At 72.1% G+C, this 24,409-nt stretch carries 25 protein-coding genes; 9 read left to right on the top strand and 16 right to left on the bottom strand.

Features of this window, described 5'->3' with window-relative positions; translation table 11 throughout:
* Position 1: 1 nt before the first annotated feature.
* The 8 genes from MXD59_RS11765 to hemW all read right to left on the bottom strand — a co-directional run bounded on the left by MXD59_RS11765 (position 2) and on the right by hemW (position 8,075).
* Positions 2 to 430, bottom strand: coding sequence for a cytidine deaminase-like protein (locus tag MXD59_RS11765; protein WP_248824699.1), 429 nt, complete (start codon positions 428 to 430; stop codon positions 2 to 4).
* A complete protein-coding gene (locus MXD59_RS11760; RefSeq protein WP_248824698.1) occupies positions 427 to 1,824 on the bottom strand; it encodes a hemolysin family protein in 1,398 nt (465 codons plus the stop codon). Before MXD59_RS11760 ends, MXD59_RS11765 begins: the two co-directional genes overlap by 4 nt.
* Before the next feature lie 16 nt (positions 1,825 to 1,840).
* Positions 1,841 to 2,485, bottom strand: coding sequence for an rRNA maturation RNase YbeY (gene ybeY, locus MXD59_RS11755; RefSeq protein ID WP_372512041.1), 645 nt, complete (start codon positions 2,483 to 2,485; stop codon positions 1,841 to 1,843).
* Positions 2,486 to 2,513: 28 nt separating this feature from the next.
* Positions 2,514 to 3,596: a PhoH family protein gene (locus tag MXD59_RS11750; RefSeq protein WP_248824697.1), complete on the bottom strand. Its 1,083-nt coding sequence runs from the start codon at positions 3,594 to 3,596 to the stop codon at positions 2,514 to 2,516.
* A gap of 78 nt (positions 3,597 to 3,674) precedes the next feature.
* Positions 3,675 to 4,457, bottom strand: coding sequence for a 16S rRNA (uracil(1498)-N(3))-methyltransferase (locus tag MXD59_RS11745; RefSeq protein ID WP_248824730.1), 783 nt, complete (start codon positions 4,455 to 4,457; stop codon positions 3,675 to 3,677).
* 28 nt (positions 4,458 to 4,485) lie between these two features.
* Positions 4,486 to 5,625: a molecular chaperone DnaJ gene (gene dnaJ / locus MXD59_RS11740; protein WP_248810614.1), complete on the bottom strand. Its 1,140-nt coding sequence runs from the start codon at positions 5,623 to 5,625 to the stop codon at positions 4,486 to 4,488.
* On the bottom strand, positions 5,625 to 6,644 hold the full coding sequence (hrcA, locus tag MXD59_RS11735; protein WP_248824696.1) for a heat-inducible transcriptional repressor HrcA: 1,020 nt from the start codon (positions 6,642 to 6,644) through the stop codon (positions 5,625 to 5,627). The genes dnaJ and hrcA overlap by 1 nt, the downstream gene beginning before the upstream one ends.
* Before the next feature lie 195 nt (positions 6,645 to 6,839).
* The gene (hemW, locus tag MXD59_RS11730) at positions 6,840 to 8,075 is read right to left on the bottom strand and encodes a radical SAM family heme chaperone HemW (protein ID WP_248810616.1); all 1,236 of its coding nucleotides are present in this window, start codon (positions 8,073 to 8,075) and stop codon (positions 6,840 to 6,842) included.
* Between the two features lie 222 nt (positions 8,076 to 8,297).
* Between hemW and MXD59_RS11725 the strand changes: the two genes are divergently transcribed.
* Positions 8,298 to 8,495, top strand: a complete 198-nt coding sequence (locus MXD59_RS11725) for a hypothetical protein (RefSeq protein WP_248810617.1) — start codon at positions 8,298 to 8,300, stop codon at positions 8,493 to 8,495.
* Between the two features lie 64 nt (positions 8,496 to 8,559).
* Here the strand turns inward: MXD59_RS11725 and lepA are convergent, their stop codons facing one another.
* The gene (gene lepA, locus MXD59_RS11720) at positions 8,560 to 10,410 is read right to left on the bottom strand and encodes a translation elongation factor 4 (protein ID WP_308222647.1); all 1,851 of its coding nucleotides are present in this window, start codon (positions 10,408 to 10,410) and stop codon (positions 8,560 to 8,562) included.
* 257 nt (positions 10,411 to 10,667) lie between these two features.
* Here lepA and rpsT point away from each other — a divergent pair, with 257 nt between their 5' ends.
* The gene (gene rpsT, locus MXD59_RS11715; protein WP_163547862.1) at positions 10,668 to 10,937 is read left to right on the top strand and encodes a 30S ribosomal protein S20; all 270 of its coding nucleotides are present in this window, start codon (positions 10,668 to 10,670) and stop codon (positions 10,935 to 10,937) included.
* Positions 10,938 to 10,947: 10 nt separating this feature from the next.
* Here rpsT and MXD59_RS11710 read toward each other — a convergent pair whose 3' ends face one another.
* Genes MXD59_RS11710 through MXD59_RS11695 form a run of 4 tightly spaced genes read right to left on the bottom strand, consistent with a single transcriptional unit; the run spans position 10,948 to position 15,789 of the window.
* Positions 10,948 to 11,217 (bottom strand): hypothetical protein, encoded by a 270-nt coding sequence (locus MXD59_RS11710; protein WP_248824695.1) that lies wholly within the window; start codon positions 11,215 to 11,217, stop codon positions 10,948 to 10,950.
* 2 nt (positions 11,218 to 11,219) lie between these two features.
* Positions 11,220 to 12,233 (bottom strand): DNA polymerase III subunit delta, encoded by a 1,014-nt coding sequence (gene holA / locus MXD59_RS11705; RefSeq protein WP_248824694.1) that lies wholly within the window; start codon positions 12,231 to 12,233, stop codon positions 11,220 to 11,222.
* Positions 12,234 to 12,245: 12 nt separating this feature from the next.
* Positions 12,246 to 14,699, bottom strand: coding sequence for a ComEC/Rec2 family competence protein (locus MXD59_RS11700; RefSeq protein WP_248824693.1), 2,454 nt, complete (start codon positions 14,697 to 14,699; stop codon positions 12,246 to 12,248).
* A gap of 4 nt (positions 14,700 to 14,703) precedes the next feature.
* Positions 14,704 to 15,789, bottom strand: a complete 1,086-nt coding sequence (locus tag MXD59_RS11695; protein ID WP_248824692.1) for a helix-hairpin-helix domain-containing protein — start codon at positions 15,787 to 15,789, stop codon at positions 14,704 to 14,706.
* Positions 15,790 to 16,327: 538 nt separating this feature from the next.
* Here MXD59_RS11695 and MXD59_RS11690 point away from each other — a divergent pair.
* Positions 16,328 to 16,891, top strand: coding sequence for a YceI family protein (locus tag MXD59_RS11690; RefSeq protein WP_248824691.1), 564 nt, complete (start codon positions 16,328 to 16,330; stop codon positions 16,889 to 16,891).
* 125 nt (positions 16,892 to 17,016) lie between these two features.
* Positions 17,017 to 17,211, top strand: coding sequence for a ferredoxin (locus MXD59_RS11685; protein WP_248810624.1), 195 nt, complete (start codon positions 17,017 to 17,019; stop codon positions 17,209 to 17,211).
* A gap of 169 nt (positions 17,212 to 17,380) precedes the next feature.
* On the opposite strand, the gene MXD59_RS11680 is transcribed toward MXD59_RS11685, so the two are convergent.
* Together MXD59_RS11680 and MXD59_RS11675 are read right to left on the bottom strand one after the other, a co-directional pair.
* Positions 17,381 to 18,250, bottom strand: coding sequence for an SOS response-associated peptidase (locus tag MXD59_RS11680; RefSeq protein ID WP_248824690.1), 870 nt, complete (start codon positions 18,248 to 18,250; stop codon positions 17,381 to 17,383).
* A 60-nt stretch (positions 18,251 to 18,310) separates the two neighbouring features.
* Complete coding sequence (locus MXD59_RS11675) at positions 18,311 to 19,012, bottom strand: M50 family metallopeptidase (protein WP_163549849.1); 702 nt, start codon at positions 19,010 to 19,012, stop codon at positions 18,311 to 18,313.
* Positions 19,013 to 19,239: 227 nt separating this feature from the next.
* On the opposite strand from MXD59_RS11675, the gene MXD59_RS11670 reads away from it, so the two are divergent.
* Together MXD59_RS11670 and MXD59_RS11665 are read left to right on the top strand one after the other, a co-directional pair.
* Positions 19,240 to 19,968, top strand: coding sequence for a lysophospholipid acyltransferase family protein (locus MXD59_RS11670; protein ID WP_248824689.1), 729 nt, complete (start codon positions 19,240 to 19,242; stop codon positions 19,966 to 19,968).
* Between the two features lie 113 nt (positions 19,969 to 20,081).
* Positions 20,082 to 20,696, top strand: coding sequence for a hypothetical protein (locus tag MXD59_RS11665; protein ID WP_248824688.1), 615 nt, complete (start codon positions 20,082 to 20,084; stop codon positions 20,694 to 20,696).
* Here MXD59_RS11665 and MXD59_RS11660 read toward each other — a convergent pair.
* Positions 20,684 to 21,847 (bottom strand): alkane 1-monooxygenase, encoded by a 1,164-nt coding sequence (locus tag MXD59_RS11660; RefSeq protein ID WP_248824687.1) that lies wholly within the window; start codon positions 21,845 to 21,847, stop codon positions 20,684 to 20,686. The genes MXD59_RS11665 and MXD59_RS11660 overlap by 13 nt on opposite strands.
* Before the next feature lie 204 nt (positions 21,848 to 22,051).
* Between MXD59_RS11660 and MXD59_RS11655 the strand changes: the two genes are divergently transcribed.
* The 3 genes from MXD59_RS11655 (at position 22,052) to MXD59_RS11645 (ending at position 24,352) form a co-directional block, all read left to right on the top strand.
* Positions 22,052 to 22,270 carry a hypothetical protein gene (locus tag MXD59_RS11655; protein ID WP_248824686.1) on the top strand — a complete coding sequence of 73 codons (219 nt, stop codon included), beginning with the start codon at positions 22,052 to 22,054 and terminating at the stop codon, positions 22,268 to 22,270.
* 68 nt (positions 22,271 to 22,338) lie between these two features.
* Entirely contained in the window at positions 22,339 to 23,241 is a 903-nt protein-coding gene (locus MXD59_RS11650; protein WP_163549845.1) for an AEC family transporter, read from the top strand.
* Between the two features lie 214 nt (positions 23,242 to 23,455).
* Positions 23,456 to 24,352, top strand: coding sequence for a 3-hydroxybutyryl-CoA dehydrogenase (locus tag MXD59_RS11645; RefSeq protein ID WP_283096763.1), 897 nt, complete (start codon positions 23,456 to 23,458; stop codon positions 24,350 to 24,352).
* Positions 24,353 to 24,409: the final 57 nt, after the last annotated feature.

Below are 24,409 nucleotides of genomic sequence, written 5' to 3'. Positions count from 1 at the left end.
GTCAGCTGGTGGTCCTTGCGCGCAGAATGCCGTCGGGTCCGGCCACGAACACGGGAACGCCGGTGCCGAACTCGGCCAGGGTGGCCAGGTCGTCGGCGCTCGGGCCGGCCGCCAGGTCGGCGGTGGACTCGCCGGTGACGACGGCGGCGGCCTCGAAACGCCGGGCACCGCTGGACACGGCCGCGGCGATCGCCGCACGCAACGCCGAGATGGCGAGCTCCGGGCGGGCGAGGCCGAGGGTGGCGGCGTTGTAGGTGCGGCCGTCGGTGTCCCGCAACGCCGCGCCCTGGGGGACGGCTCCGGCGGGGACATAGGCGCGCAGGCGGGCGGAGCGAGCCAGCACGAGCAGTTTCGCGTCCTCGGCGGCAAGCTCCGGGCCAGGCCCGCCGACAGCCGCAACCGGGCCGGACACGGACGGATCGGTCGTCACGAGATCACCTTTCGCTGCTCTGCCGCGCTCTGCTTCGACGAACCGTTGGTGGCGGGTGCCTCGCCGGGCGCCGGGGCGGGTCGCCGGGCGACGACGATCGTGCCGATCTGGTTGCGGCGACCCGCCGCCCGCTCGGCCGTCAGCCGCAGGCCGGCGACGGTCGCGCTGGCACCCGGGATCGGGACCCGACCAAGGGCGGTCGCCAGCAGGCCGCCGACGGTGACCGAGTCGTCCGCCCGGGGAAGTTCGTCGACGTCCAGATCGAACATCTCACCGAGATCGTCCACGTCGAGGCGGGCGGTTACCCGAGCGGTGTCGGCGTCGAGCCACTCCACCGGGGCCACCTCGTTGTCGTACTCGTCGGTGATCTCACCGACGATCTCCTCGAGGATGTCCTCGATGGTCACCAGGCCGGCTGTTCCACCGTACTCGTCGATGACGATCGCCATGTGGGTACGGGAGGCCTGCATCTCACGCAGCAGGTCGTCGGCGGGCTTGCTCTCGGGCACCAGGGCCGGTGCCCGCATGATCTCCGCGACGGCGACCTCGTGTTCCGACACGACCGTGTCGCGTCCCGCGCCGGCGGTGTCGTGCGTCGGGGCGTCCTCGGCGCGCTCGTGGCGGACCATGTCCTTGAGGAACGCGATCCCGACCACGTCGTCCACGCTGTCGCCGATGACCGGGACGCGGGAGAACCCGCTGCGCAGCGCCAGTGAGAGGGCCTGGCGCACCGACTTGGTCGACTCGATGAACACCATGTCCGGGCGAGGCACCATCACCTCGCGTACCACGGTGTCGCCGAGCTCGAACACGGACGCGATCATGTCGCGTTCCTCGCGTTCGATGACCTCGTTCTCCTGCGCGAGGTCGACCAGGTCACGCAGTTCCGCCTCGGAGGCGAACGGCCCGTCGCGGTAGCCGGGGCCGGGGGTCACCGCGTTACCGAACGCGATGAGCAGCCGGGGCAGCGGGCCGAGGATGCGGGCCAGCCGCACCGTGATCCCGGCGGTGGCCAGGGCCACCCCGGGTGCGTGCTGGCGGCCGACGGTCCGAAACATCACGCCGACGAGGATGTAGGCGATCAGTGTCGCCACCAGCGCGCCCAGTCCGACCGCGGCGAAGCCGGAGCCGTAGGCATGGACGAACAGCACGGTCAGACAGGCCGCCGCCAGCATCTCGGCGGCGATCCGCAGCAACAGCAGCGGCGCCAGGTAGCGGCCAGGGTCGGTGACGATCAGTGACAGGCTCACCGCGCCGGCCCGACCCGCCCGGGCGAACGTGTCGACGGCGACCCGCGAGACCCGGGTCAGGGCCGCGTCCACGCAGCCGAAGCCGGCGGCGGCCAGGGAACCGACCACGGTCAGGAAGAGCAGTACCAGAGTGCCGGAGCTCATCGTCGACGATCTCCGGTCAGCGTTCGTCGGCCGGACCGGTCTCGCCAGTCCCGCCCGCCGCACCCGTGCCCTCACCCGCGTCGGATGTTCCGCCCGCGGCACCGGACGCGCCCGCCGCGTCCACCGGCCCGTCCACCGTGGACGTGCCCCCGCGGGTGGCCTCGCCGGCGGTCGTGGCAGACCGGGTGGGGGTGGCCTTCACCGCGGTGTCCCAGGCGGACAGCAGCCGATTCTGGATCTTCCACATCTCGCGTTCCTCGTCCGGCTCGGCGTGGTCGAACCCGAGCAGGTGCAGGATGCCGTGGGTGCACAGCAGGTGCAGCTCACGTTCGAACGCGTGCCCGGCCTGCTCGGCCTGGCGATGCGCGACCGACGGGCAGAGCACGACATCGCCGAGCAGCAGCGTCGGATCATCGTCGCCGGACTCCGACCAGGAGGCGTCGAAGGCCTCGTCCTGCGCGAACGACAGGACGTCGGTGGGACCCTCCTCGCCCATGTACCGCACGTGCAGGTCGGTCATGGCCTTTTCCTCGACGAGCAGGACGGACAGCTCCGCGAGCGGGCTGACCTTCATCGCGTCCAGGACGAACCGGGCGAGCGCCGTCAGCAGCACCTCGTCGACGTCGGTGGCGCCGGACTCGTTCGCGACGAACACGGCCATCAGCGGTCCTCTCCGACCGCCGGAACGGTCACCGTCGGTCCCGACGGGCGGATCGACCCGACGCCGACGACGCACCCGCGCCAGCAGCAGCACCCGAGCCCGCGCCCGCCGCACCCGCGTCCTCGGCGGCGTCCCAGCGGGCGTAGGCGTCGACGATCTCGCCGACCAGCCGGTGACGAACCACATCGGCGCTGGTCAGCGACGCGAAGTGGACGTCGTCCAGCCCGTCGAGAATCTCGCGGACCACCCGCAGGCCACTGCGGGTGCCGCTGGGCAGGTCAACCTGGGTGATGTCGCCCGTGACGACGATCTTGGCTCCGAAGCCGAGTCGGGTCAGGAACATCTTCATCTGCTCGGGCGAGGTGTTCTGCGCCTCGTCCAGGATGATGAACGCGTCGTTGAGGGTCCGGCCACGCATGTAGGCCAGTGGCGCGACCTCGATCGTGCCGCTCTGCATCAGCCGGGGAATCGAATCCGGATCGATCATGTCGTGCAGCGCGTCGTACAGCGGCCGCAGATACGGGTCGATCTTCTCGTACAGGGTGCCGGGCAGGAAGCCGAGCCGCTCCCCGGCCTCCACCGCCGGACGGGTCAGGATGATCCGGTTGACCTTCTTCGCCTGCAGCGCCTGCACGGCCTTCGCCATCGCCAGATAGGTCTTGCCAGTGCCGGCGGGACCGATACCGAACACGATGGTGTGGGCGTCGATCGCGTCGACGTAACGCTTCTGGTTGAGCGTCTTCGGCCGGATCGTGCGACCACGGTTCGACAGGATGTTGAGGGTGAGGACCTCGGCGGGGCGCTCCTGCGCTCCGCTGCGCAGCATCGCCAGGCAATGGTCGACGTGCTGCGGGGTGAGTTCCGTACCGGCGTCGAGCAGTGCGATGAGCTCGACGAACAGTTTCCTGGCGAGCTCGTTGTCGGCCGGCGCACCAGTGATGGTGATCTCGTTGCCGCGGACGTGGATGTCGGCGGCGACGGCCCCTTCGATGGTGCGCAGCAGCTCGTCCTGATGGCCGAGCAGGCTCACCATGCTGTGCGGTCCGGGAACGACGATGCGCGTCGTGACCGGGGCGGGCGACGCGACGGAAGGCGTGGCGGATTCGGGCATAGAGAGCGGCCGGTGACGGCCGCGGCACCTCTCGGCTGTGGGGTTACCTGCAGTGTCGAATATCCAGTCTAGCCAACCTCAGCCCGACCCGTCCCAACGACCGAGTTCGGCCAGCACGATCGACGCGGCGACCACTCCGGCGGTCGACGTCCGCAGCACGGTCGGCCCGAGCCGGGCCACCGCCGCACCCGCCGTGCGCAGGTCGTCCACCTCGGTGTCGGTGAGGCCGCCCTCGGGCCCGACGACGAGCAGGATCTCCCCCATCCCACCGTCGCCCGACCGCTCGTCGCTGCCCGACCGCTCGTCGCTGCCCGGTCGGTCGCGCAGCAGTCCGACCAGCCCGTGCGTGGCCTGCTCGTGCAGGGTGACGGCGACGGTGGTCGCGGTGGCGGCCCGGCGGGCGAGTTCGGCGAGGCTCGCCAGCGGCGCGACCGTCGGCCAGTGCAGGCGGTGGGACTGTTTGGCCGCCTCCTGCGCGGTGCGGACCCAGCGTTCCCGCGCCCGGGCACCGCGTTCACCCTCCCAGCGGACCACCGAGCGGGCCGCCGCGAACGGCACGATCTCGTCGACGCCGACCTCGGTGAGCATCTCCACGGCGCGTTCCCCGCGATCCCCCTTGACCAGCGCCTGGGCGACGACCAGGCGCACGCCGGGCGCCGCCGCCTCGACCCGCCGTCGCACGGCGCAGTCGATCTCGTCCCGGCGGACGGCGACGACCTCGCATTCCAGCGCCCGGCCGGCGCCGTCGGTGAGATCAACCGGCTCACCGGGGCGCAACCGGCGCACCGTGGCCGCGTGCCGGCCCTCGGGGCCGGCCAGGGTGACGACCTCGCCCGCGGGCAGCGGGCGCAGATGGAACAGGGCGTTGGTCAGCGGGGGTCCTCGGTCCTCAGCGCCCGCGCCGTGAACCTCGGCGGCGGAACAGCCCGCTGGCGCCACCACCGGTCGCCCCGCCGACGATCACCGGGGCCTCCTCGTCGCGCAGCTTGGCGAGCTCGCGCAGCAACCGCTCCTGCTCGGCGTCGAGCTTCGTCGGCGTCTCCACGTTGATGTGGATGTGCAGGTGGCCACGGCCGGCGGCGCGCAGGTGCGGCACCCCACGGCCGGCGAGGCGGATGACCTCGCCCGGCTGGGTGCCGGGCTTGACGGCGATCGTCTCGGTGCCGTCGAGCGTCTCCAAAGTGGCGGACGTGCCCAGCGCCGCCGAGGTCATCGGCAGTGGGAGCTCGCAGTGCAGGTCGTCGCCCTCCCGGGTGAACACCGCGTGCTGCCGCTCGGACACCTCGACGTACAGGTCACCGGAGGGCCCACCGCCAGGGCCGACCTCGCCCTCCCCGGAGAGCCGGATGCGCATCCCGTCCTCCACCCCGGAGGGGATCTTGACGGTGAGGGTGCGGCGCTTGCGGACCCGGCCGTCACCGCCGCAGTCCCGACACGGGTGCTCGATCACCGTGCCGGTACCCGAACAGCGCGGGCACGGCCGCGAGGTGACCATCTGCCCGAGGAAGGAGCGGGTGACCTGCTGGACCTCACCGCGACCGGCGCAGGTGGAGCAGGTGGACGGGTGGGTGCCCGGCATCGCGCCGGCACCGGTGCAGGTCGTGCAGACCGAGGCGGTGTCGACGGTGATCTCACGAGTGGCACCGAAGGCCGTCTCGGCGAGGTCGAGTTCGATACGCAGCAGCGCGTCGTTGCCGCGGCGCACCCGCGAACGCGGGCCACGGCTGGAACCACCACCGAAGAACGCGTCCATGATGTCGCCGAGGCCACCGAAACCGGCGCCGAACGGCGAGGCACCGCCGCCCCCACCGGGGGCCAGCGGGTCACCCCCGAGGTCGACGATCTGCCGCTTCTCCGGGTCGGACAGCACCTCGTAGGCGGCGGTCACGCTCCGGAAACGCTGCTGCGCCTCCTGGTCGGGGTTGACGTCGGGATGCAGTTCCCTGGCCAGTTTGCGGTAGGCCCGCTTGATCTCGTCGTTCGACGCGTCTCGACGCACGCCGAGAACAGCGTAGTAGTCCACGGCCATCAGTCGGCACCCAAGAGTTCACCCACGTATTTGGCGACGGCCCGCACGGCCGCCATCGTCCACGGATAGTCCATCCGCATCGGCCCGACCACGCCCATGCCGCCCAGCGCGAAAGGTCCACGACCGTAGCCGGTGGCCACGACCGCCGTCGACCGCAGGGCGTCCACGTCCGTTTCTCGGCCAATGCGTACTGTTACAGTACCGGTCTCCCGCGCCGACCCGATGAGCTTCATCAACACGACCTGTTCCTCGAGCGCCTCGAGGATCGAGCGCAGCGAGTCGGCGAAGTCGACGGTCGCGCGGGTGAGGTTGGCCGTGCCGGCCATGGCGATCCGCTCCTCCTGCGGCTCCACCAGGGTCTCCAGCACCGCCCCGGCCATCGTCGCGACACACGGCCGCAGCTCGGGTCGGGTCAGGTCCGGCAGGACCGAGACGGCCTCGGGGGCGTCGGTCAGGCGCTGCCCGGCGAGCGCGCAGTTGAGCGTGTGGCGCAGCTCGCCGACGATCTCCTCGTCCACCGGGGTCAGGCTCTCGATGATCCGCTGCTCGACCCGACCCGTGTCCGTGATGATCACCATGAGCAGCCGCCGTGGACTGAGCAGCACGACCTCGATGTGGCGCAGGCTGCTGCTGGACATCGTCGGGTACTGCACGACGGCGACCTGCCGGGTGAGCTGGGCGAGCAGCCGCACCGAGCGGTTGACCACGTCGTCGAGGTCGACCGCGCCCTCCAGGAAGCTCTGGATCGCCCGCCGCTCGGCCCGCGACAACGGCTTGACGCCGGAGAGCCGGTCGACGAACAGCCGGTAGCCCTTGTCGGTGGGAATCCGCCCGGCGCTGGTGTGGGGCTGCGTGATGTAGCCCTCTTCCTCCAACGCGGACATGTCGTTGCGCACGGTGGCGGGCGAGACGCCGAGGCCGTGCCGCTCCGCCAGCGCCCTGGAACCCACCGGCTCATTGCTCAGGACGAAGTCCTCCACAATGGCACGAAGGACTTCCAGACGCCGATCCTCCAGCACGCGGTCGCACCCCCTTCGGCAGGCGTGACGTGACCGGTTGGCCGGACCTGCACCGACCGGTACCGGGCCTGGCACTCGGCTACTGCGAGTGCCAAGTGTAGCCCGCCGCCCCGACTCGAGGCACCCAACATAAGCCGTCACACAACAGACCGACGAGGTTCCTGGCAAGGTTCCCGCCGGATGTGGCGGGACGGCTCAGTCGGCAAGCAGGGCGCGTACCACCGTGTCGGTGAGCAGCCGGCCACGGCGGGTAAGACGCACGACGTCCGACTCCAGCCCGCCGGGTTCGACCAGACCCGAGCGGGCCAGGTCCCGCGCCGCGGCCCGGCCAGGCTCGTCCAGCTCGTCGAAGGCGAGCCCCTCGGCGAGACGCACACCGAGCATGATCCGCTCGACCCTTCGGGTGTCGGGGTCAAGCTCCTCGCGGGCGGCCGCCGGACTGCGCCCCGCGCCGAGCCGGGCGGCGTACTCCGCCGGATGGCGCACGTTCCACCAGCGCACGCCGCCGACGTGGCTGTGGGCGCCGGGGCCGAACCCCCACCAGTTGTCCCCACGCCAGTAGCCGAGGTTGTGCTGGCAGCGGGCGGCGGGGTCACGCGCCCAGTTGCTGACCTCGTAGTTGGCCAGGCCCGCCGCGCCGAGCACCTCGTCGGCCAGCACGTACCGGTCGGCGAGCAGGTCGTCGTCGGGTTCGAGCAGTTCACCTCGGCGCACCCGGCGGGCGAGCTTCGTGCCGTCCTCGACGGTGAGCGCGTAGGCGCTGACATGATCCGGGCCGAGGTCGACGGCGGCCCGCAGGCTGGCCAGCCAGTCGGCATCCGACTCCCCCGGCGCACCGTAGATCAGGTCGAGGCTGACCTGCTCGAAACCGGCCTTGCGGGCCCACCGCATCACCTCGGACACCCGACCCGGGGTGTGCCGGCGGTCGAGCGCGGCGAGCACATGCGGACGATCACTCTGCATGCCGAACGAGATCCGGGTGTAGCCGGCGGCCCGCAGCTGCTCGAGCTGGGCGGGATCGACCGACTCCGGGTTCGCCTCGGTGGTGACCTCCGCGTCCGCGGCGAGCCCGAACTCGTCGGCGATCAGCCGCGGCAGGCGGGCGAGATCAGCGGGTGACAGCAGCGTGGGCGTGCCGCCACCCAGGAAGATCGTCGAAACCGGGCGCCCGACCTCACCCAGCACCCGGCGGGCCAGGCGGATCTCGGCACCGGCGATGTCGACGAAGGTCGTCAGACCCACCGACGAGACCAGGGCGCCGCCGAGATCGGCCGCCGTGTAGGTGTTGAAGTCACAATAGCCGCAGCGGGCCGCGCAGTACGGCACGTGTATGTAGACCCCGAACGGACGCTCGGCCAGTTCGGTCAGCGCGGCCGCGGGCAGCACGCCGTCGTCGGGGGGAGCTGCCCCGTCGGGAGGCTTTTGTGGCATGCCCCCAGTGTGCCCCCGACAGGTGGGTTTACGGCAACGCAATGTTCGTCCGATGTGCCGGACCGCCCGGGAGAGCTACGGGGGGACCACGCGCGGATACCCCGGAACGCGCGCCCGCGCACGCTCGGCGGGGGGTCACGTTTTGCCGTTGTTGTGGGCAGAACGGAGGATTATGGGCGGCGGGTCGTGGATCAGTGGCACCCGATACGAAAAGATCCAGTCATGGACGAGGACACCAGGCCTGTGCTGTCGGAGATCTCCGCGCTGCTCCCACCCCGCACCACCGTGTATCGCTCCAGCGCCGCCGCGAGCGTCATGGGCCAACCCCACGTCCCGCTCGTCCCGGCGCTGGCACACCCGTTCGTCGAGCCGGTGACCGAACCGATTCCCCTGCGCGCCGCGCCACTGCCCGCCGGGTGATCCGCGGGCCGGTGGACGGCGCCGCAGCCGGCACCGTCCACCGAAAGTCCCCGCGGCCGCGCCACTACCTGCCGGTGGGGCTGGCCTTTCCCGCATCGGTGGACAGCGCCGCGATGAAGGCCTCCTGCGGCACCTCGACCCGTCCGATGGTCTTCATCCGCTTCTTGCCCTCCTTCTGCTTCTCCAGCAGTTTGCGTTTGCGGGTGATGTCACCGCCATAGCACTTGGCCAACACATCCTTGCGGATCGCCCGGATGTTCTCCCGGGCGATGATCCGGCTGCCGATCGCCGCCTGGATCGGCACCTCGAACTGCTGACGTGGGATGAGTTCGCGCAGCCGGGAGGTCATCGACACGCCGTAGGCGTAGGCCTTCTCCCGATGCACGATCGCGGAGAAGGCGTCAACCGCCTCCCCCTGCAGCAGAATGTCCACCTTGACCAGATCCGCGAGCTGCTCTCCGGCCGGCTCGTAGTCCAGGCTCGCGTACCCGCGGGTCCGGGACTTCAACGAGTCGAAGAAGTCGAAGATGATCTCGCCAAGCGGCAGCGTGTACTTCAGCTCCACCCGGTCGGCGGACAGGTAGTCCATCCCGCCCAGCACGCCGCGCCGGCCCTGGCACAGCTCCATGACCGCGCCGACGAAGTCGGTCGGCAGCAGCAGCATCGCCTGCACGATCGGCTCGTACACCTCGGCGATCTTGCCACCGGGCCAGTCGCTCGGGTTGGTGACGGTCAGCTCGGAGCGGTCCTCCATCACCACCCGGTAGACGACGTTCGGCGCGGTGGAGATGAGCGTGAGGTTGAACTCGCGCTCCAGTCGCTCCCGGACGATCTCCAGGTGCAGCAGGCCGAGGAAACCGCAGCGGAAACCGAAGCCCAGCGCCGCGGACGTCTCCGGCTCGTAGGTCAGGGCGGCGTCGTTGAGCTGCAGCTTGTCGAGGGCCTCCCGCAGCGCCGGGTACTCGCTGCCATCGATGGGATACAGCCCCGAGTAGACCATCGGCAGCGGGTCGCGGTAGCCGCCGAGCATCTGCGTGGCCGGCCGACGGGAGGTGGTGATCGTGTCGCCGACGCGGGCCTGGCGGACGTCCTTCACCCCCGGGATGACGTACCCGACCTCACCGACCGACAGCGACCCGGTGGGGTGCGGGTCCGGGGAGATCACGCCGACCTCGAGCGTCTCGTGGCTCGCGCCCGTCGACATCATCAGGCAGCGGTCCCGGGTGGTCAGGGTCCCGTCCATCACCCGGACGTAGGTGATCACTCCACGGTAGATGTCGTACACGCTGTCGAAGATCATCGCTCGGGCCGGGCCGTCCGGGTCGCCGACCGGGGCCGGGATCTGGCGGACGATCTCGTTGAGCAGTTCGGGGACGCCCTGGCCGGTCTTGCCCGAGACCCGCAGCACGTCGTCCGGGTCGCAGCCGATGATGGCCGCGATCTCGGCACCGACCTTCTCCGGCTGCGCCGCCGGCAGGTCGATCTTGTTCAGCACCGGGATGATCGTCAGGTCGTTCTCGATCGCCAGGTACAGGTTGGCCAGCGTCTGCGCCTCGATGCCCTGCGCCGCGTCGACCAGCAGCACTGCACCCTCGCAGGCGGCGAGCGAGCGGCTGACCTCGTAGCTGAAGTCCACATGCCCGGGCGTGTCGATGAGATGCAGGATGTAGTCACGGTCGTCGTCGGCCCGCCAGGGCAGCCGCACGTTCTGCGCCTTGATCGTGATTCCGCGCTCACGCTCGATGTCCATCCGGTCGAGGTACTGCGCACGCATGTTGCGCGCATCCACGACGCCGGTCACACCGAGCATGCGGTCGGCAAGGGTCGACTTGCCATGGTCGATGTGCGCGATGATGCAGAAGTTGCGAATCATCGCCGGATCGGCGCCGGGTGACAGGTGCGGGGCTGCGGACACGCGGAAGGTTCTCGTTTCGCTCGCGAGGGTCACGGGAGCGCCTCCCGTGCCGGGATTCTGGACGGCCTCACTGTTCATCGTGCCAGGAGCCGGCGACCTGCATCGTGCCAGGAGCCGACGCCGCCGCGCACCGGGCGACATCCGGTTTGATAATCTGCGCACGCGGCCGGTGGCCGTACGATGACTTCCGCACGATCCCGGCCGGGCACCCTCGCGGCCGGGCACCATCCCGACTCGACATTCAGAGGTTCCTCCGCGTGGCCAACATCAAGTCGCAGATCAAGCGCAACCTCACCAACGAGAAGCGGCGGCTGCGCAACAAGGCGGTCAAGTCCGAGCTCAAGACGCACGTCCGGCGCTTCCGTGAGGCTGTGGACGCCGGCGACGTCGAGCGTGCCGAGACCACGCTGCGTGCCGCCAACCGCAAGCTCGACAAGGCCGCGAGCAAGGGTGTCATCCACCTCAACCAGGCCGCGAACCGCAAGTCGGCGCTGGCCCGCGCCCACGCGAAGCTGACCGCCAGCTGACGTCGTCCGGTCAGGCCGGGGTGCCGTCGGCCCCCGGCTTTTCTGCGTACCCGGTCGCACCCGCACCATCGTCACCCGCGCCCACCGTCGGCGGCCGCGGGCGCACCAGCCGTTCGAGTACCTCGTGGTAGCCGACGACAGCGGCGACGGCCAGGGGCAGCACCAGCACGACCCAGGCGCTGGCCAGATCCCCGAGTGCGACGACCACGGTCAGCAGCCCGGTGATCGTGACCAGTGTGCCCCGGGCCCAGCCGGCCGGCAGCACCCGCAACTCCGTCATTCTCACCCTCCTCGGTGGGATCGGTCCCGCGCGTGCGCGCGGGCCACGGCCACCTCACGCAGCAGCTTCTCCAGGGCGTAGCCCGCGTCGACGGACGCCCCCTTGACACCGGCATCGGCCCGTGCGGCCGCGCGCAGGGCGTGCCCGAGCCCCGGATCGGACCAGGCCCGGGCGGCCCGGGCCGCCTTCTCGACCTTCCAGTCCGGCATCTTCAGCACCCGGGCGAGGTCGGCCTTGTTACCCCCGCCGGCGGCGGAGACCCGAGCGAGTTCCCGCAACCCGCCGGTGATCGCGCTTGAGATCAGCACCGGTGCGGTCCCGCCCTCCATCGCCTGACGCAGCAGTGTCAGCGCCCGCGGCAGGTCACCACCGATGATCGCGTCGGCGACCGCGAAGCCGGACGCCTCCGCCCGACCCCGGTGGAAGCGGGCCACCGCGACCTCGTCGAGCAGGCCACCCTCGGTGTCGGCCACCAGCTGGTCGCACACCGCGGCCAGCTCACGCAGGTCACCGCCGACGGCGTCGAGCAGGGCCCGGGCGGCGCCCTCACTGATCCGCCCGCCGAGCCGGCGTACCTCCGCGACCACGAAGTCATGCCGATCCCGCGGCCGGGTGATCTTCGCCGCGGGCATGACCCGCGCACCGGCGGCCTTCATCGCGTCGGCCAGTCTGCGGTTACGTACCCCGCCCGAGTGCACCAGGACGAGCACGACGTCGGACGGCATCCGGCCGATGTGGACGAGCAGGGCGTCGCGCAGTTCGTCGCCGAGGTCCTGCCCGCCGCGGACCACCACCACCCGACCACCGCCGAACATCGACGTGGCGCTCAGATCGACCAGATCCGCCTCGGTCAGCTCCCCCGCGGCCCGGTCGACGATCTCCACCTCGGGGTCCCGCGCCCGCGCGGCGTCGACCACGGTGCGCACCGCCCGCCCGACCAGGAGATCCTCATCGCCCTGGACGAGGACGAGGGACACCGACGTGGCGGCGTCCGCGGAGCCGGCTGCGGGGGTCACGCGGCCAGCATGTCACGGTCCGTCCCGCGGGCCGCGGCGCACCACCGAGGCCGCCACCGAGGGTCCCCCGTCCGAGCCGGCGGGTGCCGTGACGGCCAGCGCGCCGTCGCGGTCGGTGCGACCGACGGCGGCTCCGGCGGCGCGCAGTGCCCGCAGGGTGGCGGCCGCGGGATGGCCGTAGTCGTTGCCCACGCCCACGCTGATCAGGGCGTAGCGGGCCCGCACCGCCCGTAGGAAATCCGGGTCCTGGTCGGCGGAGCCGTGGTGCGCCACCTTGAGCACGTCGGCGCGCAGGGCCGTCGCCGCGCCCGGCGCCCCCAGCGCCGCCTGTTGGCCGACGGCCTCGACATCACCGGTGAGCAGCACCCGCACGCCGTGGACCAGCGCGAGGATGACCAGGCTGTCGTTGTTGGCGTCGCTGTCCGTACCGTGCAGCAGCGTGCGCGGGGCGAGCACCGTCCAGCGCAGGGCGCCGACGTGGCCCTGGCTGTCGGCCGTGATGGTGCGAACGGGCACGGCGGCCTGATCCGCCCACCGGCGCACCAGCCGCCACTGGCCGGCCGGTTCCCGCAACGCCCCGACGAGCACCTCACCCACCCGCCGCCGGCCCAGCACCCCGGGCAGACCGTTCACATGATCGGCGTGCAGGTGACTGAGAATGATCGCCGGTAGCTCCCGTACGCCGAGGTCGTCCAGGCAGCGGGTCAGCCGGGCCGGGTCGGGCCCGGCGTCGACCAGGACCGCCTGCCCCGGCCCGGTCCGCAGGACCAGCGCGTCGCCCTGCCCGACCTCGCAGGCCACCACCTGCCAGTCCGGCGGCGGCCAGGCCGCGACGCGCTCGATCACCGTGCACCGGGCCGCCAGCAGCCCCGCCAGTGCCGCGGCCACGATCCGGCGGGCGGCCCGACGACGCAGCAGGGCCAGCGCGGCCACGGCGACGACGAGCGCCAGGCCAGCGCCGAGCAGCCCTTCGGGCCAGCGCACCGTGGCGGCGGGCAGCCTCGCGGCGGTGCGGGCCACCGTCACCAGCCACCAGCAGGGCAGATCGGCGGCGTGGGCAAGCAGGCGGGCCGGGGCCGGTGCCACCGCGGCGACCAGCAGGGTCAGCACCCCCAGCACCGTCGCCGCCGGGACGGCCGGGGCGGCCACCAGGTTCGCCGGGATGGCGATCAGGCTGATGCCACCACCGATCCAGGCGATCACCGGGGTGCAGGCGATCTGCGCGGCGGCCGCGACCGCGAGCGGCTCCGCGAGCCGCGGGTGCAGACGGCGGGCGAGACCGGCATGCCACCCAGGCGCCAGAATGATCATTCCAGCGGTGGCCTGGACGGACAGCGCGAACCCGACGGAGACGGCGAGCATCGGCCAGACGAGCACGAGCACCGTCACGCTCGCCGCGAGGGCGGCCAACGCCGACCTGGGCCGCCCGCCGGCGAACGCGGCCAGGCCGATCAGGCCCATCACCCCGGCGCGCAGGACACTGGGCGACGGTCGCGCCAGCACCACGAAGGCGAGCAGGGCGCCGGCGGCGAGCACCGCCCGGCCCCGCGCCCCGCGCCCGGCCCGCCCGGCGACCAGCAGCGCCGCGGCGGTCACGACGGCCACGTTGCCGCCACTGACGGCTGTCAGATGGGTCAGACCGGCGGCCCGGAAGTCGTCGCGCAGGCCTTCGTCGAGGGCGCTGACATCACCGTCGACGAGGGCCGGCAGCAGGCCGCGGCGTGGCTGTGGCAGGCCCGAGGCCGCCGCGCGCAGGCCCGAGCGCAGCCGACCGGCCGTCCGTTGCGGCCAGCTCGGCTCGCCCCGCGGTCGGGGGGAGGCATCGCGGACCAGCATCGCCGCGGCGACGGTGGGATCGCGCCGCGGTGGGGAGAGCCGGCCCCGCACGTCGAGGTGCTGGCTGGGCAGCAGGTCGCCCCAGTGCGCGCCACGCACCAGCAGCACCACCCGGGCCTGCCCACGCAGGTGGACGAGGCCGGCATCCACCCGTTCCAGCCGGGCCGGCACGGTGAAGGACGGCCCGCCTCGGTCACCCGGGCCGCCCGTCGCGGCGGCGAGCCGCCGTGGATCGTCGGTGACGACGACCCGTGCGGTGACCGTCGCCTGCCGGTCCACCAGATCGGCCAGGGGCCCTCGGTCACCCGGCCGGGTCGCAAGACCGCCGGCGAGCAGGCCCGCGGCCAGGAACGACACCGCCACCGCGGCGAGCGCCGGACCCGCGGCCAGGCGCACCGGGCTTCGACGGCGCCGGCAGCGCCGGCGCCGGGCGGCCAGCGCGAGCGGCACGGTGAGCACGACCGCGGCGGCGGCCAGCAGGACCGCGTCCGGCAGGGTCGTTCCCACCGCCAGAGCGGCACCGCCCCAGGCGGCCACAGCCGGCGTGATCAGGCGCGCGTCAAGGAGCGGTGGCGTCGAGGACGGCCGCTGTGCCAGCGTGAGTCCCGTCTCCAGGCCGACGGAGACCACGCGCTCAGACCCTGATCAGGGGAAGCAGATCCGCGAGTCGCTTGTCGCCGACCCCGGTGACCTCCCCCAGTTGCTGGGGTGAGCCGAAGTGGCCGTGTTCGACCCGCCACTGCACGATCCGCTGCGCGAGCACCGGACCGACCCCGGGCAGCGCGTCCAGCTGCTCGGCGGAGGCGCTGTTGAGATCCAGCGGGCTGCCCCCGGCACCGCCGCCTGCCCCCGCCGCGGTGCCGGGGGCAGCGCCGGTACCGGCGGGCGGCGCCTGCGGTGGCGGCCCGGGCTGGCCGTCCACCAGCACCTGCTCGCCGTCGACCAGCAGCCGGGCGAGCGCGACGCCGGTGGTGTCGACGCCGGGCAGCGCCCCGCCGGCCCGCTCGAGCGCGTCGACGACACGTGAGCCCGCCGGCAGCCGGACGACTCCTGGATCGCGCACCCGGCCCGCGACATCGACCACCACCTCACCGGGCGGCGCGCCGGTGCCGCCAGCCGGGCGGGCCGCGGCGGATCCGGCGACGCCGGTGGTGGCGCCGCCCGAGTCCGTCGAGCTCTCGGGGGCGGTGGCTCCGGGCGAGAGGGCCGCGATCACCGCCGAGGAGCTGGCCGGGGGTGCGCTCACCGGCACCGGCCGATGCTGCCAGGCGAGCCAGGTCGCCACGGCCGCCGCCCCGAGCGCGACCAGCGCCAGCACGAGCGCGGCACTCGCCGCCGGTGCCACCACCGCCGAGCGCAGCGCCAGCGGAAGCCGGTCGGCGACCCGAGCCCGTATCAGCCGCGCACGACCCGCCGGGGGCGCACCGGACGCCGCGCCAGGCCGATCCTCGGGGTCAGCCGGACCGCCGAAACCAGCCGGATCGCCGACATCATCGGGATCGAAATCCTCCTCGAGGTCAGCGCGGCCGGCGGCCAGGTCGCCTCGGCCCCGTGGACGCTGTCCCCCGAACGCGGGGGGCCGCCGTCCGGCGCCGGACGCGCCCTCGGCCTCGGCCTCGTCCCAGTCGGTGGACCAGTCAAGAAGCAGATCATCGCCCGCCCAGGCGTCCCGCTCCGGCTCGCCGGCGAACCTGCCCGCCCGCACCCGGCACGTGGGCACGAACGCCCCGGGCTCAGGGGGCGGTGGGACCGGCGTGGGAGGCAGCGTCGCAGCGGCGGACGGCACGGATACGGCGGGCGGCGGCGGAAAGGGATCAGGCGGACGCGGACCGGGCGGAGGCGGAGGCGGACCGAGCGGACGCGGATCAGGCGGGAGCGGAGCGGCCGGGGGCACCGGCGCGGTGGGCGCAGCCCGGGCGGCTACGGACTGGGGCCTGGGCCCGGACCGGGCCGGGGGGCGAGCAGCGGCTGGGCACCCGGGGCCAGGGGTGGTGGTGACCATGGGCGAAACCGTAGATCGCACGGCGCCCGGCCGGCAGTCCCCGACCTCGATCTGTGGACGGTCCAACGTCGTCCACAGGCCGTACCTCTTGTCTTGCGGTGTTCATCCGCCCGACGGAATATGCGCCGGGAACACGCGTTGACCCAGGCTATAAGTTGCATACGCAATCAAATTTGGCCCACAGCGACCGCCAGATCACGGTGACCGACCCACCTGCGGAAGGTCAGTCCGTTGACGGCACATCCAGGAGGACGCGATGACCGCCCCAGCTCCCACCGTGATCGACCTGACCGGCACCTGGACGCTCGACCCGGCCCACACCCGCATCGGGTTCTCCGCCCGCCATGCGATGGTCACCACCGTGCGCGGGCAGTTCAAGGAGGTCGAGGGCATCCTGCAGCTCGACGCGGTCAACCCGACCGCCTCCAGCGCGTCCGTGACGATCCAGACCGCCTCGTTCGACACCGGCGTGCCGGACCGGGACGGTCACGTGAAGTCGGCGGATCTGCTCGACGTGGCCACCTACCCGACGATCACCTTCGTCAGCACCGGCGCGACCGCTGGCAAGGGCGACGACGAGTACGTCCTGACCGGCCAGCTCACGATCCACGGCGTCACCAGCTCGGTCGACCTCGCCGTGACGTTCGAGGGCAGCTCCAGGGACCCGTTCGGCAACACCCGCGCGGGCTTCACCGCGACCACGTCGATCAGTCGCAAGGAGTTCGGTATCTCCTTCAACGCGGCCCTGGAGACCGGTGGCGTCCTGCTCAGCGACAAGATCAAGATCGAGCTGGACATCTCGGCGATCAAGAGCTCCTGACCTGCGCGGCGAAGCCGCCGTCCGGCTGCCGAGTCCAGAGCAGGCACGTCGCTGTTGCGTGGCGCACCTCAGCGGTATGGTCCACACGACCACGACATTCTGGAAGCAGTACGGGAGGTTCGCCGATGCGCGTGAACGTCGATTTCGACCGCTGTGCAAGCAGCGGCACGTGTGTCCGGCTCGTGCCGGACATCTTCGAGATCCGCGATGATGGCTACCTTTACCTGCTGAACGAGGAGCCGGACGACTCGCGGGCGGACGACCTTCAGGAGGCGGTCGAGTGCTGCCCGACCGAGGCCATCAGCATCTCCGCAAGCTGACCGCCCAGCGATCGTGACGCCTGTGGTGTGACGAAGGGCGGTACTCGCCCGAACCGCTTCGGGCGAGTACCGCCCTTCGCGTCCACCCGCCTCGCCACCGGAGCAGGCGAAGCGAGAAGACAGCGGACAAACCAGGCCGGAGCGGACCGGTCCGCCGACGGAACAGCGATCAGCCTCCGATCACGACACCGGCCGACAGCGCTGTGGCGCGGGGGCCGCCGGACTCCTCGATCGCCTCGGTGACGGCCTCGTCGAGTTCCACCTGGTCGGTCAGTTCGGCGCCCTTGTTGCGCACGTTGCCGACCGCCGTACCGACGGGATGCGCGAGCAGCACGCCGGCCGGCGCGGGACGCAGCAGCGCGGTGAGGTCCGCCGGGTCGGTGGCCGGGTCGATCCAGCGATCCCAGGCGGCGACGGGCAGGATCACCGGGGACCGGTCGTGCAGGAACGAAAGCCCCTCGGCCGCGGTGGTGGTCAGGATCGTGAACGTCGCCAGGGGTTCGTCACCCTTGCGCCACACCTCGTAGAGCCCGGCGAAGGCGAGGATGTCGCCGGTGGCCGGATGGCCGGCCGGGTACATGTAGAACGGCTGACCCCGGCGGGCTCCCCCACCTGGCCGGAACCACTCGTAGAAGCCGGTGGCGGGCACCAGGCAGCGCCGGGCGGCGTACGCCGAGCGGAACGCGGGTTTGACGGCCACCGTCTCCGCGCGGGCATTGATCATCCGGGCACCGATCGAACGGTCCTTCGCCCAGGACGGGACCAGCCCCCAGGTGGCCAGCCGCAGCACCCGCTCACCGACCGCAGCGGCGTCGGCTCCGGCGTCGGTGTCAGCTCCGGTGTCGGCGTCGGTGTCAGCTCCGGTGTCGGTGTCGGTGTCAGCTCCGGTGTCGGAGGGCTGCTCGGCGACGACGATCGGCATCGTGGAGGTGGGCGCGACGTTCGTGTTCTCCCGAATGGCTCCGCCGGTCTCGTCGCGCGCGGACATCGCCGCGACCAGATCGTCGGACTTCAGCTTCTGCGTATAACGACCGCACATGCTGTCCGAGTCTCCCAGGCACCTGTGACAGTTCCAGCCCGCCGGCCCCGCACCGTCCGCTCAGGACGGCCAGTCGAACAGCAGCGTGGCTCCCCCGGCGGCGCAGGCCAGCCCGCACAGGCCGAACAGAACGACCCAGAAGGCTCCGGGCAGCCTGGTCAGGCGGGCCAACTGGTCGGGGTCGGAGTCGGGTGCCCGCCGACGCCGACGCTGGCGCTGCAGTTCGACCAGCGGACGCAACGCCCCGAGCAGCAGGAAACAGGCGATGTAGGTGGCGAAGCCGGCGCGGGCCGTCGCCGGCGCGAACCAGGAGATCACCAGGATCACCGCCGTGCTGACCACCAGCGACAGCACGCCGAACCCGTTGCGGATCACCACCAGCATCGTCAGCAGCAGCGCGACGCACAGCTGCAGCACCAGGCTCGACCGGCCGGCCGCCAACAGTCCGACCGCGCCCAGCCCGATCAGGGACGGCGCGGGATAACCCGCGGCCACCGTCGCGATGACCCCGGGCCCGGTCGGCCGCCCGGAGGAGACCGTGACGCCGGAGGTGTCGGAATGCAGCCGTACCCCGGCGAGGCGACGACCGCTGAGCACCGCCACCAGCGCGTGCCCGCCTTCGTGGGCGATCGTGATGACATGCCGGGCGACCGGCCACAGCCGGTTGCTCAGCACCGTCAGCGCCGCGAGGACGGCGGCCAGGACCAGCACCCAGCCGGGTGGATTCGGCTGCGCCTCGAAGCTGCGCCGAAGGATCTCCATCCAGTTCGCCCCCTCCGACCCGAACGACGACACAACAGCCGGCGAAAGGCCATCATCTCTGGTGGATCGTCCGGTGGGTACGGGGGCCCCGCGTCGGTGCCGGGGTGGGGCCGCGGCGGTCTGGCTCCCCGCGCTGGCCACGACCGGACACGACGGTAGGGTCGCAGGCGGGCAGCGCAGCCCGGGGGGCGAAACCTGGCAGGGACTACCCAAGGAGAGACCCGTCCGTGGCGGAATACGTCTACCGGCCGGTCGTCGGCGTGGCGAAGGGCCTGTTCGCGGGCCTGCGCCTGCGGATCGACATACAGGGTGTCGAGCACGTCCCGGCGTCCGGCGGTGCGATCGTGCTGATGAACCACGTGTCCTATCTCGACTTCGCCCTCGCCGGCCTGCCGTTCTGGGCGGCGGGACGCCGGCCGGTGCGGTTCATGGCGAAGAAGGCCGTGTTCGATCACCGGATCGGTGGCCCGCTGATGCGGGGGATGCATCACATCCCGGTCGACCGCAAGGCGGGGGCGGGGTCGCTGCGGGAGGCGTTGCAGGCGCTGCGGGCCGGTGAGCTGGTGGGTGTCTTCCCCGAGGCGACGATCAGCCCGAGTTTCTGCCTTGCCCCGTTCAAGTCGGGCGCGGCCCGGATGGCCGCGAGCGCGGGGGTGCCGGTCATCCCGATGGTGATCTGGGGTAGTCAGCGCGTCCTGACCAAGGGCCGGCCGTTGCGCCCGCGGGAGGCGATCGGCACGCCCATCACGATCACCGTGGGTGAGCCGGTGCCCGCTGCGGAGCTCGCCGACCGGCAGGCCGGAACAGACCTGCTGCACAAGGTCATGACGAACCTGCTCGACACCGCCCAGCGGGGCTACCCACGTCCCGGCGCGGGCGAGCCGGACTGGTGGCTGCCCGCGCACCTGGGCGGATCGGCGCCGCCGCCGGTCGAGCCCGCCGACGACGCCGGCTGAGCGGTCGCACCAGCCGCCCACTGGTGGCGGCCTGGCGCTTCGGCGCCGTCGCCCGCCGGTATCGTCCGCCACGGTGATCGCCTTGCGAGGTGGAGCGGCGGAGGTGGTCGAGCGTGCCCGTCGCGGGCTGGGTCCTGCTGGTGACCGTGGCCGTGGCGCTGATCGTCACGGCCGCACTGGTCGACCGCCGTGGCGGTGGACGGGTCGCACTGCGCCGCCGGTTCGGCCCGGAGTACGACCGGGCGGTCGCCGAACTGGGCAGCCGTCGCGCGGCGCATCGCCATCTGCTGGCCGTCGCCGAACGGCGTGACACCCTCACCCTGGTCGCCCTCACCGAGGCGGAGCGGACCGCCTTCGTCCGCCGCTGGCAGGGGCTCCAAAGCCGCTTCGTGGACGACCCGGGCGGGATCACCCGCCAGGCCGACGAGCTGGTCAGCGAGGTGATGCGGGCCCGCGGCTACCCGCAGGGCGATGTCCGCGAGCGCGCCGAACTCCTCGGCGTGGACCATCCCGAACTGGCGCAGGCCTACCGCCAGGCGCACACCGACGCCCAGGCCGGCGCCGACACCGAGAAACTGCGGCAGGCGCTGCTGCGGCTGCGTGACCTGTTCCACCGGCTGCTCGGCCCCGCCCCGACACCTCCCCCGGCCGCTCAGGCGGCGTCCTCACCCGGGCAACCCAAGCCGTCCAGCGGTTCGGACGGCCCGAAGGACGCTCAGGCCCGGTAACGGTCGGCGAGGGCCCGCGCGCGGGACGGTTGGACGTGGGCCAGGGTCAGGTCGCCGCCGTAGTGGGCGAGGACCCGGTCGTCCATCAGGTGGAACCACAGTGGTGGCAGCCAGGCGGCCACCAGCAGGGTGGCGTAGCCCGCGGGCAGCTGCGGCGACTCGGGGAACGAACGCAGCGCCTGGTAACGCCGGGTCGGATGCGCATGATGATCACTGTGTCGTTGCAGCTGGTAGAGAGCCAGGTTGCTGACCACCGCGTCGCTGTTCCAGCTGTGCCGGGGGGTGACCGGTTCGTATCGTCCGCCCGGCAGACGGGCCCGGGCGAGACCGTAGTGCTCGATGTAGTTGACCCCTTCGAGCAGGGTCACCCCGACGAGGGCCTGGGCGACCAGGAAACCCAGCACCTCGACGCCGAAGATCGCGCTCAGGGTGCCGTACAGCGTCGCGGTGAGCAGCCAGCCGCGCAGCACCTCGTTGCGCGGCGACCAGACCCGCCGGCCACGCTGGCGCAGCCGGTCGGCCTCCAGCACCCAGGCCGACCGCAGCCCCCCGAACACCGTCCGCGGCCAGAACCGCCAGAAGCCCTCACCGAGGCGAGCGCTGGCCGGATCCCGCGGCGTCGCGACCCGCCGGTGATGCCCACGGTTGTGTTCGACGAGGAAATGGCCGTAGCCGGTGGCGGACAGCATCAGCCGGGCCAGGACCCGCTCGAGCCGGCTCCGCCGGTGGCCCAGTTCGTGGGCGGTGGTGATGCCCACCCCGGTGACGCTGCCGACGGAGAGCACCGCACCGACCCGCGCCAGCACCGACAGGTGCCCCTGCCCCCAGGCGGCGGCGCCCAGAACCAGCGCGATCCCGGCCAGCGGCAGGTACAGATAGGTGCAGCGCCGGTAGTACCGGTCCGCCTCGAGCTGTGCCCGCACGGCCTCCGGCGGATTGACCGCGTCCGGCGGCGACGTGAGATCGAGCAGCGGGACCAGGCCGAACACGAACAGCGGGGTGATCCACCAGTGCAACCCGACACCGGTGCGGTGCCACAACCCGTAGCCGACGATGGCCGTCAGCGGGACGACGGTGGCGGTGAGCCACATGTACCGCTTGCCGTCACGCCAGGCGGGACAGCCGGGGACGGTGAGCACAGGGGCGACCACAGGGACCTCCCATTCACCGGGCGCGCCGGCCCACAGTCGGACGCGTCGAGTCGGCCGCGGCGACCGACCCAGGACCACCGGGGGGCGCCGACGGGTCAATCTGCCAGCCCGATCGGTGCGCCGACAACAGGACCTCCACCACATGGCACCCAGGTGGTAGCCGACAGTGGTGGCACCACCGTGCCGCCGCGCAGGTCCCGGTCGATGACCGACTCACCGCCCTGGGTCGGCGGGGTGATGGTGGCCACGCTGATCCTGCCGATGCTGGTCCTGATCACCTACACCCTGCTTCCCCTGCCCGGCCAGGTACGGTTCGGCGCCGGGAACTACGTGCTCGCCGGTGCGCTGTTCGTCCTGAACGTCGGCCTGCCCCGCCTGCTGCGCCGCATCCGCCGGCTACGCCGCCGCGGCGACCAGCGCTGACCTCGGCGGGCGCGTAACAAGCGCCACGATGGGGCTGCCAGCCGACGGTGAGCTGCCACGATGACCAGGTGTCCGCGCTGGTCGTCCTGCTGGTGGGGCTGGTCGCGGGAATCTGCGTCCGACGCCGCTCGCACCCACCGCCAGCGGCCGCGGCGGTGGTGAACACCTGGCTGCTCGACATCGCGTTGCCCGCTCTGGTGCTGCACACGGTGCACCTCGTCGACTTCCCGGACCATCTCGCGCTCGTCGTGGCAGCCCCCTACCTGCTGTTCGCGATCTCCTGCGCGCTCTACCTGTTCGCGGGCCGGCTCCTGCGCCTGCCCCGCCAGACGGTGACCGCCCTGATCGCCGCGACCGCGGTGGCCAACACCAGCTTCGTCGGCTTTCCGATGGTGACCGCGTTCTACGGTGCCGATGATGTGGCGATCGCCGTGCTCGTCGACCAGCTCGGCTCGTTCCTGCTGGTGAACACCGTTGTTCTGGTCACGGTGACGGTCGTCGCCGGGGCGGCGCTGCCCCGCGTGGAGCTGGCGCGCCGGGTCCTGACCTCGCCGGCGCTGCTGGCCCTGGTCGGCGCGCTGCTGCTGCGCCCGGTGACCTTCCCGTCCTGGCTGGACGAGGCGTTGGTGTCCCTCGGCGCCACCCTCACCCCGCTCGCGCTGTTCTCGATCGGGATGCAGCTGGAGGTCCCGGCGGCCCGCCGGTACTGGCGGGAGCTCGTCCTTGGCCTCGGGGTGAAGCTGGTCGTCGCGCCCGCCCTCGTCGTCGGCTGCTACGCGCTGGCCGGCGGCCTGGGCAACCACGGTGTGACCATCGCCCTGTTCGAGACGGCGATGCCGCCGATGGTCGCCGGTGCGCTGATCGCCACCCGCCATGACCTGGCCACCCCGCTGCCCAGCCTGCTGGTGGGTGTGGGTGTGCCGTTGAGCCTGCTCACCCTGCCGCTGTGGGCGCTGCTGCTCGGCTCCTGACCCACCCGATCGGACGGCCGTCCCGCGACCACCAGGGAAGATCTTGATCGGGGCGAATCTGGTGAGTCGGACAGGCCCACCGTCTAGGGTGGATGACAGGACGATCGCCGACGAATCCGTGGTGTCGGCGTCGCCTGCGTACCCGCGTTCGGGGCGTCGGCGTTGGCGTCCGAGAGGAGTGGGATCTTCGGTGAGTGCGGTGCAGACAGCGACGTTGGCCGACGGTGTGGCCGAGGCCACGACCGGTCCGGCCGGGTACACCCGGCTCGGGGTCATCGGCTGCGGCCTGATGGGGTCCGGCATCGCCGAGGTGGCCGCCCGCGCGGGGCTCGACGTGGCCGTCCGGGAGATCAACGAGGGTGCGCTCGAGGCCGGCCGTAAGCGCCTGACCTCCTCGTTCGACCGGGCGCTGCGCGGCGGCAAGATCAGCGAGTCGGATCGGGACGCGGCGCTGGCCCGGCTGACGTTCACCACCGAGCTCGAGGCGTTCGCCGACCGGGACGTCGTCGTCGAGGCGATCGCGGAGAACGAGCGGCTCAAGGCCGAGATCTTCGGCACTCTCGACAAGGTCGTCACCCGCCCCGACGCGATCTTCGCGTCCAACACCTCGTCAATTCCGATCATGAAGCTGGGGGTGGCGACGTCCCGGCCCGAGCAGGTCGTCGGCATCCACTTCTTCAACCCGGTGCCGGTGCAGAAGCTCGTCGAGATCGTCCCGTCGCTGCTGACGTCCGAGCGGACCGTGGCCGCCGCCGAGAGCTTCGCCGCCGAGGCGCTGGGCAAGCAGACCATCCGCTCCACCGACCGCGCCGGCTTCGTGGTCAACGCGCTGCTCGTGCCGTTCCTGCTCTCGGCGATCCGGATGCTCGAGGCGGGCCTCGCCGCGGCCGACGACATCGACAACGGCATGGTGCTCGGCTGCGCCCATCCGATGGGTCCGCTCAAGCTGTGCGACCTGATCGGCCTGGACACGATCAAGGGTGTGGCCGACTCGATGTACGCCGAGTTCAAGGAGCCGCTGTACGCCGCGCCGCCGCTGCTGCTGCGGATGGTCGACGCGGGCCTGCTCGGCCGTAAGAGCGGACGCGGGTTCCACACGTACACCCGATAGGACTCCGGCGCCGGGTGCCGGTCATCTGACGCCGGGTATCCGGGTCACATCGAGGAT

Origin of the sequence: Frankia umida, from assembly GCF_023242945.1 — a bacterium.
Lineage (GTDB): Bacteria > Actinomycetota > Actinomycetes > Frankiales > Frankiaceae > Frankia > Frankia umida.
Note: the sequence above shows the minus strand (reverse complement) of the source record. Positions and strands in the feature narration are given on the sequence as shown.

Coding starts and splice junctions, on each gene's coding strand:
- MXD59_RS11760 (WP_248824698.1), bottom strand. CDS start 1,824: ATGAGCTCCGGCACTCTGGTACTGCTCTTCCTGACCGTGGTCGGTTCC.
- ybeY (WP_372512041.1), bottom strand. CDS start 2,485: ATGGCCGTGTTCGTCGCGAACGAGTCCGGCGCCACCGACGTCGACGAG.
- MXD59_RS11750 (WP_248824697.1), bottom strand. CDS start 3,596: ATGCCCGAATCCGCCACGCCTTCCGTCGCGTCGCCCGCCCCGGTCACG.
- dnaJ (WP_248810614.1), bottom strand. CDS start 5,625: ATGGCCGTGGACTACTACGCTGTTCTCGGCGTGCGTCGAGACGCGTCG.
- hemW (WP_248810616.1), bottom strand. CDS start 8,075: ATGCCACAAAAGCCTCCCGACGGGGCAGCTCCCCCCGACGACGGCGTG.
- MXD59_RS11725 (WP_248810617.1), top strand. CDS start 8,298: ATGGACGAGGACACCAGGCCTGTGCTGTCGGAGATCTCCGCGCTGCTC.
- MXD59_RS11710 (WP_248824695.1), bottom strand. CDS start 11,217: ATGACGGAGTTGCGGGTGCTGCCGGCCGGCTGGGCCCGGGGCACACTG.
- MXD59_RS11690 (WP_248824691.1), top strand. CDS start 16,328: ATGACCGCCCCAGCTCCCACCGTGATCGACCTGACCGGCACCTGGACG.
- MXD59_RS11685 (WP_248810624.1), top strand. CDS start 17,017: ATGCGCGTGAACGTCGATTTCGACCGCTGTGCAAGCAGCGGCACGTGT.
- MXD59_RS11680 (WP_248824690.1), bottom strand. CDS start 18,250: ATGTGCGGTCGTTATACGCAGAAGCTGAAGTCCGACGATCTGGTCGCG.
- MXD59_RS11675 (WP_163549849.1), bottom strand. CDS start 19,012: ATGGAGATCCTTCGGCGCAGCTTCGAGGCGCAGCCGAATCCACCCGGC.
- MXD59_RS11655 (WP_248824686.1), top strand. CDS start 22,052: ATGACCGACTCACCGCCCTGGGTCGGCGGGGTGATGGTGGCCACGCTG.